12 protein-coding genes and 1 pseudogene are annotated in these 15,908 nt (G+C 70.6%); 9 read left to right on the top strand and 4 right to left on the bottom strand.

Annotation, left to right across the window (positions count from 1 at the left end):
• Positions 1-121: 121 nt before the first annotated feature.
• The 3 genes from OG303_RS05080 to OG303_RS05070 all read right to left on the bottom strand — a co-directional run bounded on the left by OG303_RS05080 (position 122) and on the right by OG303_RS05070 (position 4,943).
• Complete coding sequence (locus tag OG303_RS05080) at positions 122-1,816, bottom strand: phospholipid carrier-dependent glycosyltransferase (RefSeq protein ID WP_405865152.1); 1,695 nt, start codon at positions 1,814-1,816, stop codon at positions 122-124.
• A 92-nt stretch (positions 1,817-1,908) separates the two neighbouring features.
• Entirely contained in the window at positions 1,909-3,843 is a 1,935-nt protein-coding gene (locus OG303_RS05075) for a phosphatase PAP2 family protein (protein ID WP_405865150.1), read from the bottom strand.
• Positions 3,844-4,043: 200 nt separating this feature from the next.
• Complete coding sequence (locus OG303_RS05070) at positions 4,044-4,943, bottom strand: N-acetylglucosamine kinase (protein ID WP_405865148.1); 900 nt, start codon at positions 4,941-4,943, stop codon at positions 4,044-4,046.
• Between the two features lie 227 nt (positions 4,944-5,170).
• On the opposite strand from OG303_RS05070, the gene OG303_RS05065 reads away from it, so the two are divergent.
• From OG303_RS05065 to OG303_RS05040, 6 genes are all read left to right on the top strand, one after another.
• Positions 5,171-6,304, top strand: coding sequence for an ROK family transcriptional regulator (locus OG303_RS05065; protein ID WP_405865146.1), 1,134 nt, complete (start codon positions 5,171-5,173; stop codon positions 6,302-6,304).
• Between the two features lie 275 nt (positions 6,305-6,579).
• A complete protein-coding gene (locus OG303_RS05060; RefSeq protein ID WP_405865144.1) occupies positions 6,580-7,902 on the top strand; it encodes an ABC transporter substrate-binding protein in 1,323 nt (440 codons plus the stop codon).
• A 124-nt stretch (positions 7,903-8,026) separates the two neighbouring features.
• Positions 8,027-8,938 carry a carbohydrate ABC transporter permease gene (locus tag OG303_RS05055; RefSeq protein WP_405865142.1) on the top strand — a complete coding sequence of 304 codons (912 nt, stop codon included), beginning with the start codon at positions 8,027-8,029 and terminating at the stop codon, positions 8,936-8,938.
• Positions 8,935-9,837: a carbohydrate ABC transporter permease gene (locus OG303_RS05050; protein ID WP_405865140.1), complete on the top strand. Its 903-nt coding sequence runs from the start codon at positions 8,935-8,937 to the stop codon at positions 9,835-9,837. The genes OG303_RS05055 and OG303_RS05050 overlap by 4 nt, the downstream gene beginning before the upstream one ends.
• Before the next feature lie 2 nt (positions 9,838-9,839).
• Positions 9,840-11,558: a hypothetical protein gene (locus tag OG303_RS05045; RefSeq protein WP_405865138.1), complete on the top strand. Its 1,719-nt coding sequence runs from the start codon at positions 9,840-9,842 to the stop codon at positions 11,556-11,558.
• Positions 11,559-11,630: 72 nt separating this feature from the next.
• Positions 11,631-13,463, top strand: coding sequence for a hypothetical protein (locus OG303_RS05040; protein WP_405877089.1), 1,833 nt, complete (start codon positions 11,631-11,633; stop codon positions 13,461-13,463).
• A gap of 6 nt (positions 13,464-13,469) precedes the next feature.
• Here the strand turns inward: OG303_RS05040 and OG303_RS05035 are convergent, their stop codons facing one another.
• On the bottom strand, positions 13,470-14,135 hold the full coding sequence (locus tag OG303_RS05035; RefSeq protein WP_405865136.1) for a nucleoside/nucleotide kinase family protein: 666 nt from the start codon (positions 14,133-14,135) through the stop codon (positions 13,470-13,472).
• 103 nt (positions 14,136-14,238) lie between these two features.
• Between OG303_RS05035 and OG303_RS05030 the strand changes: the two genes are divergently transcribed.
• The 3 genes and pseudogenes from OG303_RS05030 (at position 14,239) to prcB (ending at position 15,893) form a co-directional block, all read left to right on the top strand.
• Positions 14,239-14,634, top strand: a complete 396-nt coding sequence (locus OG303_RS05030; RefSeq protein WP_405865134.1) for a YybH family protein — start codon at positions 14,239-14,241, stop codon at positions 14,632-14,634.
• Positions 14,635-14,724: 90 nt separating this feature from the next.
• Positions 14,725-14,961, top strand: a pseudogene (locus OG303_RS05025) (hypothetical protein); the annotation flags it as partial.
• A 77-nt stretch (positions 14,962-15,038) separates the two neighbouring features.
• A complete protein-coding gene (prcB, locus tag OG303_RS05020; protein ID WP_405865132.1) occupies positions 15,039-15,893 on the top strand; it encodes a proteasome subunit beta in 855 nt (284 codons plus the stop codon).
• Positions 15,894-15,908 lie beyond the last annotated feature (15 nt).

The raw sequence follows: 15,908 nt of genomic DNA, 5'->3' as shown, positions 1-15,908 counted from the left end.
TGCGCCTCCTTTGTCTCCCACAGTGCTTCAACATAGCCCACACACCGTCGTGACCAGGGCTTGTACTAGGGCTTCGGGAGCCCGGCGGACGAATGCCCGGACAGTCCGTCCCGGGCTCGCGTCACCGGCGGTAGATGGTGATCGAATGACCGACTTCGTCGACCGGACGACTGCTGTCGATCAGCTGGGCCAGCCGTCCCTGCGCCTTGGCCACGGACGAGTCCGACACGACCAGCAGTCCGTGCACGTCACGCGCGGGCACCTTGCGCGGATCGGGGGCGTCGATGCCGTAGTACGAGGGCACGCCGCTGCCCTTGTACACCAGCCAGATCCGCTCGCCCCGATACCGCTCGCGCAGCCGGTCGGCGAGCCGGCCCAGGTCCTGGCCCCAGTCCACGTTCGAGTCGTGCAACCGCAGATGGGTCTTGGCCGGACCGCCGAAGGCCTCGTTGGAGTACGGCAGATAGTAGGGGTACGTCAGCAGCGAGCTGACCGCGATGAACAGCACCAGGGCTCCCGTCACGAGGGGCGCCCACCGCCGTCGGGTCGCGAGGACGCAGCCCGCGGCCACCGCCAGGAACATCGGCATGAAGATCGCGTACCGCGTCCCGAAGTCCCGTGACCCGGTCATGGCGGCGGCCAGCAGCACGGCGGCGGGCACGAGCACGTAGGGCGCCGCGGGCCGCAGCCGCCGCACAGCCACGAGCACCACGGCACCGGCGGCCCACAGGGCGAGCATGCCGAGCGGTGTCTTCACCAGCAGGGCGGCCGGCAGGTAGTACCAGCGGGATCCGGTGTAGAGGTGGCCGAACAGGAAGCCCTGCCACGGGTAGTTCTCGAAGCCGAACTGGACGCGCATGCCGTCCCGGTAGGCCTCCGGGAACGGCATCAGCCGGACGAGCAGACCCTTCAGCCCGTGCACCGCGGGCACATGCTGCTCGGGCGACCAGCGCAGCCGCGGATCGACCACCAGATACGAGGCCCATACGACGGCGACGGCGGCCACCGCCACGACCGCCGCCCCGACGGCCGCTCGCGCCAGAGCCCTGCGACGGTCCCCGGAACCCGCGTGCCACACCGACCACGCGGCGAGGCCCAGCAGCACCGGAACCACCGGCAGGACGCTCATCTTCGTCGCCAGCCCGGCCCCCAGCGCCGCCCCGGCCAGGGGGACGTAGAGCCGGGGCCGTCGGCGGGCCCGCCACAGCAGCCACGCCGACGTCAGCACGAAACCGGCCGCGGGCACGTCGAGCGTGGCCAGCGAGCCCTGGGCGATGACGTCGGGGGAGAAGGCGTACAGCGCGAGGGCCGCCAACCCGGCCGCGCGGCCCGCGAGTTCACGGGCGAAGGAGAAGACGACCAGGCCGAAGAGCAGTGTCAGCACGATCATCGGGAGGCGGGCCCAGAACATCAGCTGCCACGGGTCGTTGCCGGACTCGTACAGCAGATGACGACCGAACCGGCCCTGGTCGCCCTGGAACGACGTGTCGATGTGCGGATCGGCGATGGCCACCCCGGCCTCGATGACCAGCTTGCCGAGCGGTGGGTGCTCGGGGTTGAGACGCACGCGGTGCTCATGCAGATAGTCGGCGGCCGTGCCGACGTACACGGGCTCGTCGATGGTGGGCGTCTGCTGCACGGCGGTGGTGACCATCGCGGCGGCCATCTGCGCGAGCAGCACGACCACGAGGAGCGGCAGCAGCCATCGCCGGCCGGGACGGCGGGACGGCGGGGCGGCCGTCACCAGCGGCGGGGGGTGCTCCTCGCCGCCGCGGGTCCCGGGGTCGAAGACCGAGGGCTGTTCGTGCGTCATCATCCGCCCCGCGGTGACACCGACCGCGCAGGGGCGGGAGCGATCCGGACCCGTCTCATGGGCCCTACTTTCGCATCAGCTCCCGCCCCCGGGCGTCACCGCTTCAGGAGTCGTACCGACAGACCTTCCGTCGTATAGACGGGTACGGCCCGCAGCCGTTCGGAGTTCACCTCGACGCGGTCGAACCGGCCGCGCAGTTGCGGAGCCGACAGGACACGCACCGTGCTGCCCGCGGCCGGCGGCCTGTCCGCGTCGAGCTGCAGCGACAGCACGCTGCCCATGCCCAGCAGCACCCGTCGCGTCACTTCCAGGACGGGCTCCTTGCCCGAGCGGAGGGTCAGCTCCAGCGCGGAGGACTCCTGCGCGTACACGCCGTGCACCTGCACGGGCTGCTGCACTCGCAGCGTTCCGCCCGAGACCCGCACGTCGCCGTGGCCCAGCGCGTGCGAGGAGGCGGCGACCAGCGTGCCGTCCTTCACCACGGTGGAGCCGGTGTACTTGTTGTGGCCGGCCAGAGTGAGCGTGCCGGTGCCCTTCTTGGTCAGGCCGCCGTCGCCGTCGATGTCGTTGCGCCAGCTGTCGGCCGCGCCGAAGCCGCCGGCGGTCGCGTCGAGCGTGACGGTCACGTCGGAGTCGAAGGCGCCGTAACCGTCCGCCGCGGCGAACAGGTTGAGCCGGCCCCACTGCTCGAAGCCGTCGAGGAGCACATAGCCGGAGGGCAGCGCGGTCGTGCGCAGGACCTCGCGCCGCTGGGCCGCGTCCAGGTACGGCAGCCGCGTCTCCAGCAGCACCTCGGCGCCCTTCGGCACGGTCAGCGGCTCGCTGCGGCCGTGGCGGGTCAGCACATAGGTCAGGCGGGGCTCGACCGCGCGCGCGTTGGCGTCCCGGTTCGCGTACGGGTCGGTGCCGGCGCCGGCCGAGTGGGCGTAGGTGTAGAGGGTGTCGGCCGTGGTGCCGGTCTGCGCCTCGAAGTAGGCGAGTGCCTGGGCACGGGCCGCGGCCTTGAGGGCGGCGTTCGCCGGGTCGGCCAGGGTGGCGGCCGTGAGGGCCGTGGCCATGATGCGGCCGCCGAGTACGTCGACCGTGGAGTGCATGCCCGCCATGATCCGGGTGTGGCTGAGCTCGAAGGCGCGCGTCACCAGCTCCTGGAACCGCTCGGGCACGGCGTACGCGAACGCCAGGCCAGCCAGGTGGAAGGCGTTGGTGTGACCGCTGGGAAAGCCGCCGTCGTCCGTGGCGGCCGTGCCGCGCTGCCGCAGCAGCTGGGGCGCGACGACGACCTTCGAGTCGTACACCGGGTAGCCGAGCGCGTCCGTCTTTCCTGTGTCGACGACCTCGCTGTCCTCGTTCATGCGCCACGGACGCGGGTACTGGAAGGCGTACTTGGACGGGTTGCCCGAGGCGTAGGGGCCGCGCACCGTGTCGACCAGTTCGGCCACCTTGCCGAGCGCGGAGTCGTGCGAGCCGGCGCCGAGCGCCGAGCCGGCGGGAGCGTCGGCGGGCACCGCGTCGTTGATGGTGGTGGCGGGCGTGCCGTCCGGCGCGCCGGTGATCGACGTGACCGCCTTGGCACCCGACTTGTACAGGTCGGCCAGCGGACCCAGGCCCGCGATCATCGCGTAGCTCTGGTGCTGGCGGTCGTAGAGGAACGCCTCCTTCGCCTGCGCCTCCGTGCGCGCGCCGGTGATCTTTATGCAGTACTGCATGTTGGCGCGCAGCAGCTCGGGCTGCAGCGGCGTGCCGGTGTTCCAGGCGCCGCCCGTCTTCCACACCTGGGCGAAGCCGCCCAGGACCCGGACGACCGCGTTGGTCTCGGGCGTGAGGTTGGCCGTGGTGTTGGTCTTGTAGTCGTCGACGAACGCGGCGGCGCCCGTGGCGGCCTTCGCGTCGGCGGCCCCCAGCCACGAGACGAAAGTGGGCGCGGCCAGCACACCGGCCGACGCGCCCAGGGAGGTCTTGAGGAATCCCCGTCTGCCGACGGCGAGCCGACCGTTCGACGAGGGGGAGCGGTGCCCGGCTGGTGACGGCATGCGAGTGCCTCTCTCGAGTTGTTCGGCCGTGCGGCCGGGAAGGAGATCGTGCGATCAGCGGTGTTCCGTGGGGCGCATGAGGTGTGCGATTCCGGTGCGTCCCGTGAAGCTTTGAGCGAAGATCTACGGCCAGGTCCTGTCCCGTCGGGGAGGGACCGGCGACCGTGGCGTGTCGTGTGCGTGAACGCGGGCCGACCGGTTCACAGGATCGAACGGGCCAGTGCCACCGCACCCTCCACCGGCGCCGCGCGCAGCGGCTGCGGACGTGCTCCGGGCACGGAGGCGGCGAGTGAGGACGCGAACGCGTCGTACAGGGAGGGCTGGGCGAGGACGGTGCTGCCCGCGATCACCACGTCGTCCACGGCGACGCCGCGCGCGGCTAGCCGCTCCACGAGCGTGGCCAGCGAACGGCCGGCGTCGGTGATCACGGCACGCGCGAGCGGCGAGCCCGCCTCGGCGGCCGCGAACACGACCGGCGCGTGCCGGCCCCAGTCCGCGGAGATGTCCTTGGCGCTCTCCAACGCGGCGCCGAGCGCAGGTACTTCGGAGACGTCGAAGGACGCGAGGAGACCCCGGGCCAGTGCGTCGGGCTCTTCCCCGCGGTCGTGTGCCGCCCATGCGGCCCGGGCCGCCTCGCGGACGAGGCCTGCCGCGCCGCCCTCGTCGCCGAGTACCGCGCCCCAGCCGCCGACCTGGACCGGGCTGCCGTCGGCGCGTCGGCCCACCGCGACGGATCCGGTGCCGGCGACCAGGCCGACCCCCTTGTCCAGGCCCGCTGCGGGCACAAGCAGTTCGGCGTCGCCCACGACCAGCGCGGGCGCGTCGAAGTGCAGTTGGAGAGCGGTACGGATCTGGGCGCACTGGCGCGGAGTCTCGCAGGCGTGACCGCCCACGGCGACGGCTGACGGGCGTGCGCCCGCCGGCAGTGCGTCGGCGACCAGCGCGGCCAGCCAGCCGGCGGCGGCCACGGGGTCGTGCGGCCGCCAGCCACTGCTCGTCCGTACGTGGTCGGCGACGGACTCCGTGCCGATGTAGGCACGCAGATGCGTCTTGGTGCCACCCACGTCGATGCCGGCCACGAGAGGCGTGAAGTCCTGCACGGAACCTCTTTCGTCGTTGCGCTGGGCTGCGACGGCGGGCGAACCGTGTCTGGGAGAAGGGGAGTTGGGGAACTAGGGAAGCCCCGGGACGGGCTTCTGACGGACACGGCAGGCGAGTACCGTGAAGTTCGTTAGGAAGTTAACTAACGAAGTACAGTGCGTCAAGAGGCATCGCGCACTCGACCACTGAGCGGCCCGTGACCCGTGGGAGAACTGTGATACACGACGTGGCGGAAGCCCCCCGCCTGACCGAGAGCGCAAGCGCGGTCTTCGCCGTGCTCGCCGAGGCGGGCAGCGCGACCCGCCCACAGCTCGCAAGCCTGGCGGGCCTGTCCAAGCCGACCGTGTCCTCCGCCGTCGCGGAGCTGGAGAGCGCCCGCCTCGCTGCCCACTCCGGCACCGCCTCCGGCGGCACGGGCCGTTCCGCCGCCGTATACGGTCTCGGACCGGCCGCCGGGGCCGTGCTCGCCGTCGACCTCGGCCCCGCGTTCACCAGGGTGCGCGGCTGCGCCCTGGACGGCACGCTGCTCGCCCAGGCCACCGGGACCCGGGAGCAGGCCGCCGACGTGGTGCGCGAGGCGCTCGTGGCGCTGCCGGCCGGCGCCCCGCTGCGTACCGTCGTCGTCGCCGTCGGTGATGTCACCGCCCGGGAGAAGGAGGGCGCCGGCATGCGCCCCGCGACGGCCAAGGCGGGGCCCGTCTTCGACGCCATGGCCGTCGCGCTGCCGCCCGGTGTGCCGGTCCATCTCGAGAACAACGTCAACTGCGCCGCGCTCGCCGAGCTGCACGAGGGCGCCGCACGCGGCCGGCGCACCTTCGGCTATCTGCGGATCGGCGTGGGCATCGGCCTCGGCATCGTGGTCGGCGGGCAGGTGCTGCGCGGAGCCAACGGCGCCGCCGGTGAGCTGGCCCGGCTGCCCTACCCCTGGGACGACGGCCGCGAGCCGCGCCAGGAGGCACTGGAGGAGTACATCGGCGCACGCTCGCTCCTGCGGCGGGCCGCCGAGGCCTGGCGGGACGATGACGGGCCGTGCCCCCGCACCGCCGACCAGCTCTTCGCTCTCGCCGGACAGGGCCGGGCGACGGCCCGCGCCGTCACGGACCGGCACGCCACGGACGTCGGCCGCCTCGCCGCCGCCGTGACCGCCGTACTGGACCCGGGACTGATCGTCCTGGGCGGCAGCACCGGCGCTGACCCGCAGGTACTGCCCGGTGTGCGGGCCGAGCTCGCCCGGCTGAGCTGGCCCACCGAAGTCGTCAGCAGCACCGTCGGCGATCTCGGCACGGTCGTGGGCGCATCCCGGCTCGCGGTCTCCCGAGGAGTCCAAACCGTGACCGAGGCCGCGGGGGTGAAGGATTGACGGCTTCCGACTCGATCTGCCAATGTCCGGACAAGCGCTTTCTAAGTCGGCCGGGACGCCGACTCGGAGTGAGCCTCCCGCCCGTACGCGAAGTACGGCAGCCGCACGAGGGCGTGCTTGTGCGACGACGGCCCTCATGGCCGGGGATACCACCCGTCAAGGCGATACGGCCGGGCGAGGCCGTGCCCCCGGAAAGCGAAATTTCCTGCAAAATGCACCCGTGCCGCCCTCGGCTGGCGCCGTGCTTCTTCCGCTACGACGAAAAGGGATCGAAGATGACCAGTGTGGGTGTGCGGCGCTCGCGCCGAATCGGCCGCGGCGGTATACGCCGGGTGGTTCCCCTCGCTGCCGTTGCCACGGCAGGTGCCCTTCTGCTCTCCGCCTGCGGGTCGGGGTCCGGCTCGGGCGGAACCTCCAAGTCGCTGACGTTCTGGATTTCCACGGTTCCGGGGCAGGACGCGGGCTGGAAGAAGCTGGTGGCCCAGTACAAGAAGGAAGCCGGCGTCAAGGTCAAGCTCGTCAACATCCCCTACGACGGCTACACGACGAAGCTGCACAACGCCGCGCAGGCGAACTCTCTGCCCGACGTGGCGGCCGTGCCGGCGCTGGACCCGATCTGGTCGAACAAGCTGATCGACCTCAGCTCCATCGCCAACAACAAGAGCAACAAGATCAACGCCAACTTCCTGGCCAAGGACTCGTCCGGGAAGGTGCTGTCCATCCCTTCGGACGTCACCGCGTCCGGCCTGTTCATCAACAAGACGCTGTTCAAGAAGGCCGGCGTCTCCGTCCCGACCTCGCCCCAGAAGACCTGGACCTGGACCGAGTTCATCAAGGCGGCCAACAAGGTCCGGGAGAAGACCGGCGCCAAGTACTCCCTGACCTTCGACCAGTCGCCGTCGCGGCTGCGCGCCATGGTCTACGAGCTCGGCGGGAAGTACGTCCACGCGGACTCCTCCGGCAAGTTCTCGGTGGACGCGGCGACCAAGAAGGCCGTGAAGTACTTCGTCGGACTGAACGACGACAAGACCATGCCGAAGTCGGTGTGGACCAGCGGCGCCGACCCGTCCGCCATGTTCCAGAGCGGCGACGTGGTCGCCTACTGGTCCGGCGTGTGGCAGGTTCCCGCCTTCGCGGACAGCATCAAGAAGTTCGACTGGGCGAGCGTCCCGACTCCCGCCGAGCCGGTCCAGGCCAGTGACGTCAACAGCGGCGGCATGACGGTGGGCTTCAACAACAACTCCGCCGGATCCGCCGCCGCGAAGAAGTTCCTGTCCTGGCTGTACGAGCCGGCCCACTACAAGACGCTCTGTGAGGCGTCCGGGTTCCTGCCCGTCGAGAGCGGTCTGAACCCGACGTACCCCTTCAAGTCCGAGGCGGCCCAGGCGGCGTTCAAGCTGTACAACGAGGAGATCCCGCTCTACGCCCCGATCTCCGGTTACTTCAACGGCGCGCAGACGAACTGGGTGCTGAAGGGCAAGAGCCTCACCGAGGACCCGACCAAGACGGAGCTCGGCAAGGCGATCAACGGCCAGCAGTCGGCCGACAAGGCCCTGCAGAACATCGTGGACGGCTACAACCAGCAGGTCGGCGGCTGAGCGTAGGCCGGCAGGCCCGGGCGGCGGGATCAAGACACCGCCGCCCGGCCTCGGGCGCCCACGTGATGCCGGGCTCATGGCGTGAGCCCACAGCAATCCAATCCACCAGCACGGAGTCAGGAAGATGACAAAACGCGCCTCGGACGTGACCGCGAGCCCGCCCAGGAGACGCAGTAAGTACACCGTTGCGCCGCTCGTCCTCATCGCGGCCAATGTCGTGCTCTTCTCGCTGTTCTTCGTCTGGCCGGCGGTGATCGGGCTCGTCTACTCCTTCACGAACTACACGGGTGTGGGGGCGTTCCAGTTCGTCGGACTGGACAACTACCAGAACCTGTTCGGCGACTCGATCTTCTACGACGCGCTGGGCCGGACGCTGCTGTACGCCGTGCTCGTCGTTCCGCTGAACTTCGTGCTCTCGCTGCTCGTCGCCAACCTGGTGGTGAGCAAGCAGGCCAAGGGCGCATCGGTCGCCCGTGTCATCTTCTTCATCCCGTGGCTCATCTCGCCCATCGTCGTGGGTGTCCTGTGGCGGTGGCTGTTCGGTGAGAACTTCGGACTGATCAACTACGTCATCGAGAAGCTCGGCGGGAACGCGATCCCGTGGCAGTCGAACGCGGACCTGTCGCTGGGCGTGGTGGTGATGGCGGGCGCCTGGTGGGGAACGGCCTTCTCGATGCTGTTGTTCATCGCGGCGATCAAGAACGTGCCCACCTCCTACTACGAGGCGGCCTCGCTCGACGGCGCGGGCCCCTGGCGCCAGTTCATCAGCATCACACTGCCGAGCATCGCGCCCACCTCCTTCATCGTCATCCTGCTCAACACGATCAACGCGATGAAGGAATACCCGCTCTTCCTCGCCCTCAACAACGGCGGACCGGGAACGTCGAACAACCTGCTTGTCCAGTACATCTACCAGACCGGCTTCAAAACGGGCCAGATCGGCTACGCGAGCGCCGCGTCGTTCGTGCTCATGCTCATCCTGATGGCCGTCGCGATCATCCAGCTGATCGTCAACCGGCGGGTGGAGAACCGATGACAACCACAGACACGCCGCGTCCGATCAAAGCCGATTCCGTACGGGCCCGTTCCAAGAGGCGGCCCCGCAGCGGGGGCAGCGGTGGGCTCCGGAGCGCGGTACCCGCGACGACACTGCTGTGGATCCTGGCGGCCCTCTACGGGCTGCCGGTGCTGTGGTTCGTCCTCAGCTCCTTCAAGCCGGCGGGAGACCTGTTCTCCCTTCCGCTGACGGTGCTTCCGCACAACCCCACCCTGTCGGGCTATGAGGCAGCTTGGGACAGCGCCAATTTCTCCCAGTACTTCATCAACACGACCATCGTGTGCGTGATCACTACGATCCTCACGGTGGGAGCCAGCTGCTGCACCGGGTACGCGCTGGCCAAGTACGACAACAAGTGGCTCAAGGTCTTCTTCCTCTGCATCCTGGCCACCACGATGCTGCCGTCCGAGGTCATGCTCGCCCCGGAGTTCCTGGTGGTCCGCGACCTCGGCCTCTACAACTCGTTCGGCGGCATCATCCTCCCGGCCGTGCTCACCGCGACCGGATGCTTCATGTTCCGCCAGTTCTTCCTGACGGTCCCCGACGAGCTCATCGAGGCCGCCCGCATCGACGGCGCCCGCGAACTGTCGATCTTCCTGCGGATCATGGTGCCGATCTCCCGGCCCATCATGCTGACGCTCGCCATCCTGTCGTTCCAGTGGCGGTGGAACGACTACATCTGGCCGCTGCTGATGCTCAACGACCCCGACAAGTTCACCGTGCAGATCGGCATCCAGAGCCTCGTCGGGGCGCAGAACATCAACTGGTCGGTGCTGCTCGGGGGATCGGTCATCTCCATGATCCCGCTGATTCTCGTCTTCCTGGTGTTCCAGCGTTACGTCATGAGCGCCGACATCAATGCCGGACTGAAGGACTGACCTTGCCCACCCCGCTCGACCACGAGTTCGTCCGCGCGGTGGCCGGCGCCGCCGACCGGCTGGCCGCCCCGCTGGCGGCCGGCCCCGACGAGGAACCCGCCGGTGTGACCCACCGCGCTCTGGCACGCCGGGTGAAGACCCTGGTCGCGGCGTACCGTTCCACGGACTCGGCACTGCACGGCAGCAGGCAGGCCGTCGCCGCCACGATGACCCACCTCCGCGCCCTGCGGGCCGCGCAGACCACCACCGGCCTCTTCGCCGGCGGCGACAACGTGCAGTCACCCCCGGACTCCGCGTTCACCGTCAACGACGTGTGCGACGCGCACGTCCTCGCCGCCGGCGCGGGGCCGGAACTGAGTGACGTCACGGCCGCGCTCGCCGAGATCGCCGGCGCCGCCACCGGCAGTCTCCTGACCGGTGGGGTGCACACCCCGAACCACCGCTGGGAGCTGTGCGCGGCGCTGGCCCGGCTGCACCGGTCGTTTCCCGACGACCGGCTGCTCGACCGCATCGAGGAGTGGCTCTCCGAGGGCGTCGACATCGACGCGGAGGGCCTGTACTCGGAACGGAGCGCCAACTACGCGGCCCATGTGTCCAACCCGTCGCTGCTCCTGCTGGCCGAGGTCCTCGGCCGCGCCGACCTGCTGTACGCCGTCGAACGCAATCTCGCCACGACCCTGGACCTCATCAGGCCGGACGGCACGGTGGAGACCGTCCACTCGCGACGGCAGGACCAGAACGGCCCGTTCCCGCTGACGCCCTACCTGCCGCACTACCGGCTGCTCGCGATCCGCACCGGCCGGAGCGACTTCGCCCGGGTGGCAGGGCTGGCGGCCGCCGACGGCATCGACGACCCCGACCTGCTCGCCGAGACCCTCCTCACCCCGGACCTGTGCCGCGCCCTGCCGGCCCCGGCCGCGGAGACACTTCCGCGCGACCGGTACATCACCACCGCACGCCTCGCTGCACGCGCCTCGACCACCGCGCACACGGTGGTGTACGGCGGCTCCGACGTGCCCGAGCACCGGCGCATCCGCTCGGGCCTCGCCTGCAACCCCACCTTCCTGCGCCTGTTCGCCGGTGACGCGGTCCTCGACGCGGGCCGTCTCTCGCGGGGGTTCTTCGACCTGGGCCCGTTCCGTGCCGCCGACATGGAACAGCTCGCCGACAACCGGTACCGGCTGACCGAAACCCTCACGGCCGCCTACTACCAGCCGCTCCCGAAGGACGAAAGGCGGGACGACGGCGTCTACCGGCTGGTGGACGACGGACGCTTCTCGGCCTCGATGGCCTTCCCGGACCGGCCTCGGGACGAGGTCTCCCACACGACCCGCGTCGAGGTGGATCTGAGGGAGGACGGTGCCGACCTGCGGATCGACATCAGCGGACCACGGGTGCCCTGGGCCCTCGAACTGACCTTCCGGCCGGGTGGCGTGCCAGAGGGCGCCGTACCGATCGGCGACGGACGCTGGAGCCTGACGGCCGGGCCGATGACCTACCGGGTCGGTGACGACGAGATCCGGGTCGAGGCCGACGTCGAGGCAGGCGAACCGCTTGCCGGGCCGGACCGGAGCGACGTACTGCGGTACGACCCGGGGCAGGACTACACCGTGGTGGGCGGCACCGATGCGACGACCGGGAACCGCGTCTACATCGGTGGAAGCGGCCCGCACACACTGACCGTCGCACTGCGTGCCCGCCGGCCCGCACCTGCCGTGTGACCCCGACGACCCACGCACCATGACCATCTCAGTCATGAAGGGCTGATCCCCGTGCACCTCCCGCCCCCGCCCGTGCACCTCACGCACCAGCGCGGCCCCCTGCACGACCTGCCCGACAGCCCCGAGGCGTACGACGCCGTCCTCGCCGATGTCGTCGAGCAGGCCCTGCGGCGGATGACGCCGGAGGGCAACCTCGAACACCCCGACTGCGTCGACGACATCGGCGACACCTCGCTCGGGATCACGTCCCTGCTGGTGCTCGCGCTGCAGCGCACCAAGGATCCGCGGTTGCCGGAAGCGGTGCACCGAAGCCTCGGCTTCCACCTGCGCGAGCGGGTCTATGTCGAGGACAACCCCGGCTACCCGAACCTGAAGATCCCCAACTCGGGCTTCCCATACGCCCGTTACGTCCTGGAGGCGGGCGCCCACCCCATCGGCGACTGGCCGAGCACGGTGTGGGCGCTGCTCCAGGCGGTCAACATCCTCGACGCGCCGGACGGCCTGGTCGACGCCGAACAGCGCGCGCAGCTGCTCGAAGTGGCGCGGGGCTACTGGCGCTGGCTCACCGAGGCGACCTTCTTCAATCCGCAGGAGGCCGGCAACCAGGCCATCGGCGGTGTGGTCTGCGGCCTGATGCTCGCGCGTCATCTCCCGCCGCAGGAGGGCGAGTCGGTCCGCTCCCGGGCGATCGGCCTGTACGCCGACGAGATCCGCGCCCACCGGGTACGCGACCGGGGCGCCCTGCTGCCTCCCGAACACGGCGGCGCCTACGACAACAACTACGGCCCGATCTCCCTGTCCTTCCTCGCCCAGGCCCACCGCGTCAGCGGCGAGGAGATCTTCGCCGAGGACGGCGACGCGCTCGCCCGCTACCTCGACGCCCGCCTCACCGGCGGCGGCTTCGACAACGGCGGTCCCCGCTACAGCGAGCAGCACTCCGGCTTCGAATCGGTCCTCGGCCTGCGCTACTTCAGCCGCCGCATCAGCTCCGACCTGGGCCGCTACCGGAGCGACAGCCGCTGGGGGCGGCACGCGGTCAAGCCCGACGGCGGGGTCGACGGCCACTTCGCCTGGATGCTGGTCTGGCAGATCCAGGACCCCACCCGCTGGCACCGCACACCGTCGACCGCGCCCGTGCGGCACCAACTCCGGGCGGGAACCGTCTCGGTGGCCTTCGACGACCGTATGACTCCCTCAGTCGTCGAGGCCTCGGGTACGTACTACCTGCCGGCGGCCGTGAACCGGCAGCACGGCTTCGGCCCGGTGACCGACGGCTTCCTGTTCTGCCGCCCCATGGGCCAGGTCCGCGTGCGCGACATCCGCACCGACGGCCTGGCGGCCAAGCTGGTCACCAAACCGGTGGTCGGCCGCGACCACGTCCTGCGCCACGTGCAGTCCCTCTACGTCACCGACGGCACCGGCTTGTGGACGACGGTCGCCGTGGAGCGCCTCCCCGGAACGCCGTACCTGCTGGCGGGTCTGCCGTACGCCGGCGACGACGGCGACCGGGTGCGCAGGACCGCGGAAGCCCAGATGGTCTCGGCCGGTGAACTGCGGCTGACGCACCCGCAGTCGGAGGGCCCCGACCACTTCGACGCCCGCTCCGAGGCCACCCAGCAGCAGGCGGCCTTCGCGCTGGCCGCCGACCCCCGCGGCTACGGCAACCCCGACGAGGGCTGGCGCCACCTGGTCTCCTCCACCGCACTGGAGGCCGAGCCGGCCCCGGACGCCCCGGAGGACCTGCACCTCTTCGCCGTACGCTACGGCTCGGACGGCCCGTTCAAGCCCACGGTCGAGCGGGACGGAACGCGCCTGACGGTCCGCACCGAGGCGTTCACCGCCGTGATCGGTGACGCGGCGGGCGACGCCCACGGAGAACCGGAGCTGACGCTGCACGCGCGGTGAGCGCGGTCAGTCGTCGATCATCGACCGGAGAGACAGTTCGGTCATCGGGACCACCAGGTCCGCCCGGTCCCGGGTGGAGTCCACCAGCTCGGCGTTGTGCTGGTCCGAGCCCAGCACCCAGGCCACGGCGGTGTCGTGGTCCTTGCCGAACTCCTCGTGGCGCGCGACCAGTCGGCGGATCCGTTCCTGCTCGTCGAGTTCGCAGAACCACACCTCGTCCAGCTGGGCGCGGACGCGGGTCCACGAGCCCGTGTCGAGCAGCAGGTAGTTGCCCTCCGTGACGACCAGACGGGCCGTCGGCGGCACCGGCACGGCCCCCGCGATCGGCTGCTCCAGCACCCGCTCGAACCCCGGCGCGTACACCACATCGCCGTCGTCGTCCTCGCGCAGGCGCCGGAGCAGCGCCGCGTACCCGGCCGCGTCGAACGTGTCCGGTGACCCCTTGCGGTCCCGGCGGCCGAGCCGTTCGAGCTCGATGTCGGCGAGGTGGAAGCCGTCCATGGGGACGTGCGCGACCCAGGGGTCCCCGGTGCCGTTCAGCTCGCGCACCAGAAGCTCGGCGAGTGTCGTCTTGCCCGCGCCGGGGCTGCCCGTGACACCGAGGATCGCGCGCCCCCCGTGGTGGGTGAGGGCGCGGGCACGGGTGAGGAGATCGTCGAAAGTCAGCGGCACGGAGCAGAGTCTGTCACCCGGGCGGCGGCGCGATGAATCGTGGGAGCGCGGGGAGTCGTCTCAGTACAGGGGACACGTCCCTGGTGAGGAAGGGAGCGGTGCCGTGCCCGACGACGCAGCGCAGATCCGCACACTGATCGAGAAGTGGGCCGAAGCCGTCCACCGCGGCGACCTCGACGGCGTCCTCGCCGGCCACACCGAGGACATCGTGATGTACGACGTCCCGCCCCCGCACGAGGGCATCCACGGCCTCGCCGCCTACCGCGCGACCTGGCCGCCGTTCTTCGAGTGGCAGGGACAGGGCGCCTGCTTCGACATCGAGTCCCTCCACGTCACCGCCGGCACCGACGTCGCCTACGCGCACGCGCTGCTGCGCTGCGGAACACCGGAGGAGCTCGCCGAACGCCCCACTCTCCGCCTGCGGTTGACGCTCGGCCTGCGCAAGGAACGGGACCGCTGGCTGGTCGCGCACGAACACCACTCGTTCCCGCACGACTGACCACCCCACCGACCCGACTCCGTACCGTGTTGCTCGCAGTGTGGCCCGCGCCACCGGCTGGAAGCGGCTGCAGGGGGAACCGTGTCCTGTATGACGCAGCTCGGTCTTCCCGATTCGATCTCTGCCTGTCTCTTCGACCTCGACGGGGTCGTGACCAAGACCGCGGTGGTGCACGCGGCCGCCTGGAAGGAGACGTTCGACGCGTTCCTGCGCGAACGCGAAGGAGAGCGCTTCCGGCCGTTCAACGCCGTCGCCGACTACGACGAGTACGTCGACGGACGACCGCGTGCGGACGGCGTCCGCACCTTCCTGGCCTCCCGCGACATCCTGACCGGGCGGGTGCGTTTCCCGGCGGCCCGCTTCAGGTAGGAGTCGGATGTCGGGCCGACGAAGAGGGGAGTGGCATGGCAGCGAGTGACACGGGTGGCCGACTGGGGGAGGAGTTCTTCACTCCGGGAACCGCTTCCTTCACCGAGTTCCTGACGGCGCACCGCCCCGAACTGCTGCCCACGCGCCCGCCCTTCCCGGCCGGCGTCCGGGCCGAACCGGGCCGGTTCCCGCACGGCACCACCGTGCTGGCCCTCGCCTACCGGGACGGCGTGATGATCGCCGGCGACCGCCGCGCCACGATGGGCAACCTCATCGCGCAGCGCGACCTGGAGAAGGTGCACCCGGCGGACGACTACACCGCCGTGGCCTTCGCCGGCACCGTCGGACTCGCCCTGGACATGGTGAAGCTGTACCAGGTCGAGCTGACCCACTTCGAGAAGATCGAGGGCATCCCCATGACCCTCAACGCAAAGGCGCGGCGCCTGGCCGGCATGATCCGCCAGAACCTCGGCCAGGCCATGCAGGGCCTCGCCGTCGTACCGCTCCTCACCGGCTACGACGACTCGGCCCCGGACGGCGAGAAGGGCCGCATCTTCAGCTTCGACGTCGCCGGCGGTCTGTACGAGAAGACGGACTTCCACGCCGAGGGCTCCGGATCGCCGTATGCCCGGGGCGCGTTGAAGAAGCTGTTCCGCAAGGGCATGGACCGGCGAGAGGCGGCCCTGGCCGCGCTCCAGGCGCTGTACGACGCGGCCGACGACGACTCCGCGACCGGCGGCCCGGACATCAACCGCCGCATCTTCCCCATCGTGTCGGTCATCACCGAGGAGGGCTTCGAGCGGCTGTCCGAGCCGGACACGGAGGAGCTGAGCCGCGAGATGGTCGAGCAGCGCCGCAGCCGCCCGGACGGGCCGAACGCCGCCCCGTGACGGCGTCTCTCTCCT

Source organism: Streptomyces sp. NBC_00005 (assembly GCF_045160215.1).
Lineage (GTDB): Bacteria > Actinomycetota > Actinomycetes > Streptomycetales > Streptomycetaceae > Streptomyces.
The sequence above is the reverse complement of the archived record's forward strand: the minus strand, read 5'-3'. Positions and strand labels throughout refer to the sequence as shown.

Coding starts and splice junctions, on each gene's coding strand:
- OG303_RS05080 (WP_405865152.1), bottom strand. CDS start 1,816: ATGATGACGCACGAACAGCCCTCGGTCTTCGACCCCGGGACCCGCGGC.
- OG303_RS05050 (WP_405865140.1), top strand. CDS start 8,935: ATGACAACCACAGACACGCCGCGTCCGATCAAAGCCGATTCCGTACGG.
- OG303_RS05060 (WP_405865144.1), top strand. CDS start 6,580: ATGACCAGTGTGGGTGTGCGGCGCTCGCGCCGAATCGGCCGCGGCGGT.
- OG303_RS05075 (WP_405865150.1), bottom strand. CDS start 3,843: ATGCCGTCACCAGCCGGGCACCGCTCCCCCTCGTCGAACGGTCGGCTC.
- prcB (WP_405865132.1), top strand. CDS start 15,039: ATGGCAGCGAGTGACACGGGTGGCCGACTGGGGGAGGAGTTCTTCACT.
- OG303_RS05055 (WP_405865142.1), top strand. CDS start 8,027: ATGACAAAACGCGCCTCGGACGTGACCGCGAGCCCGCCCAGGAGACGC.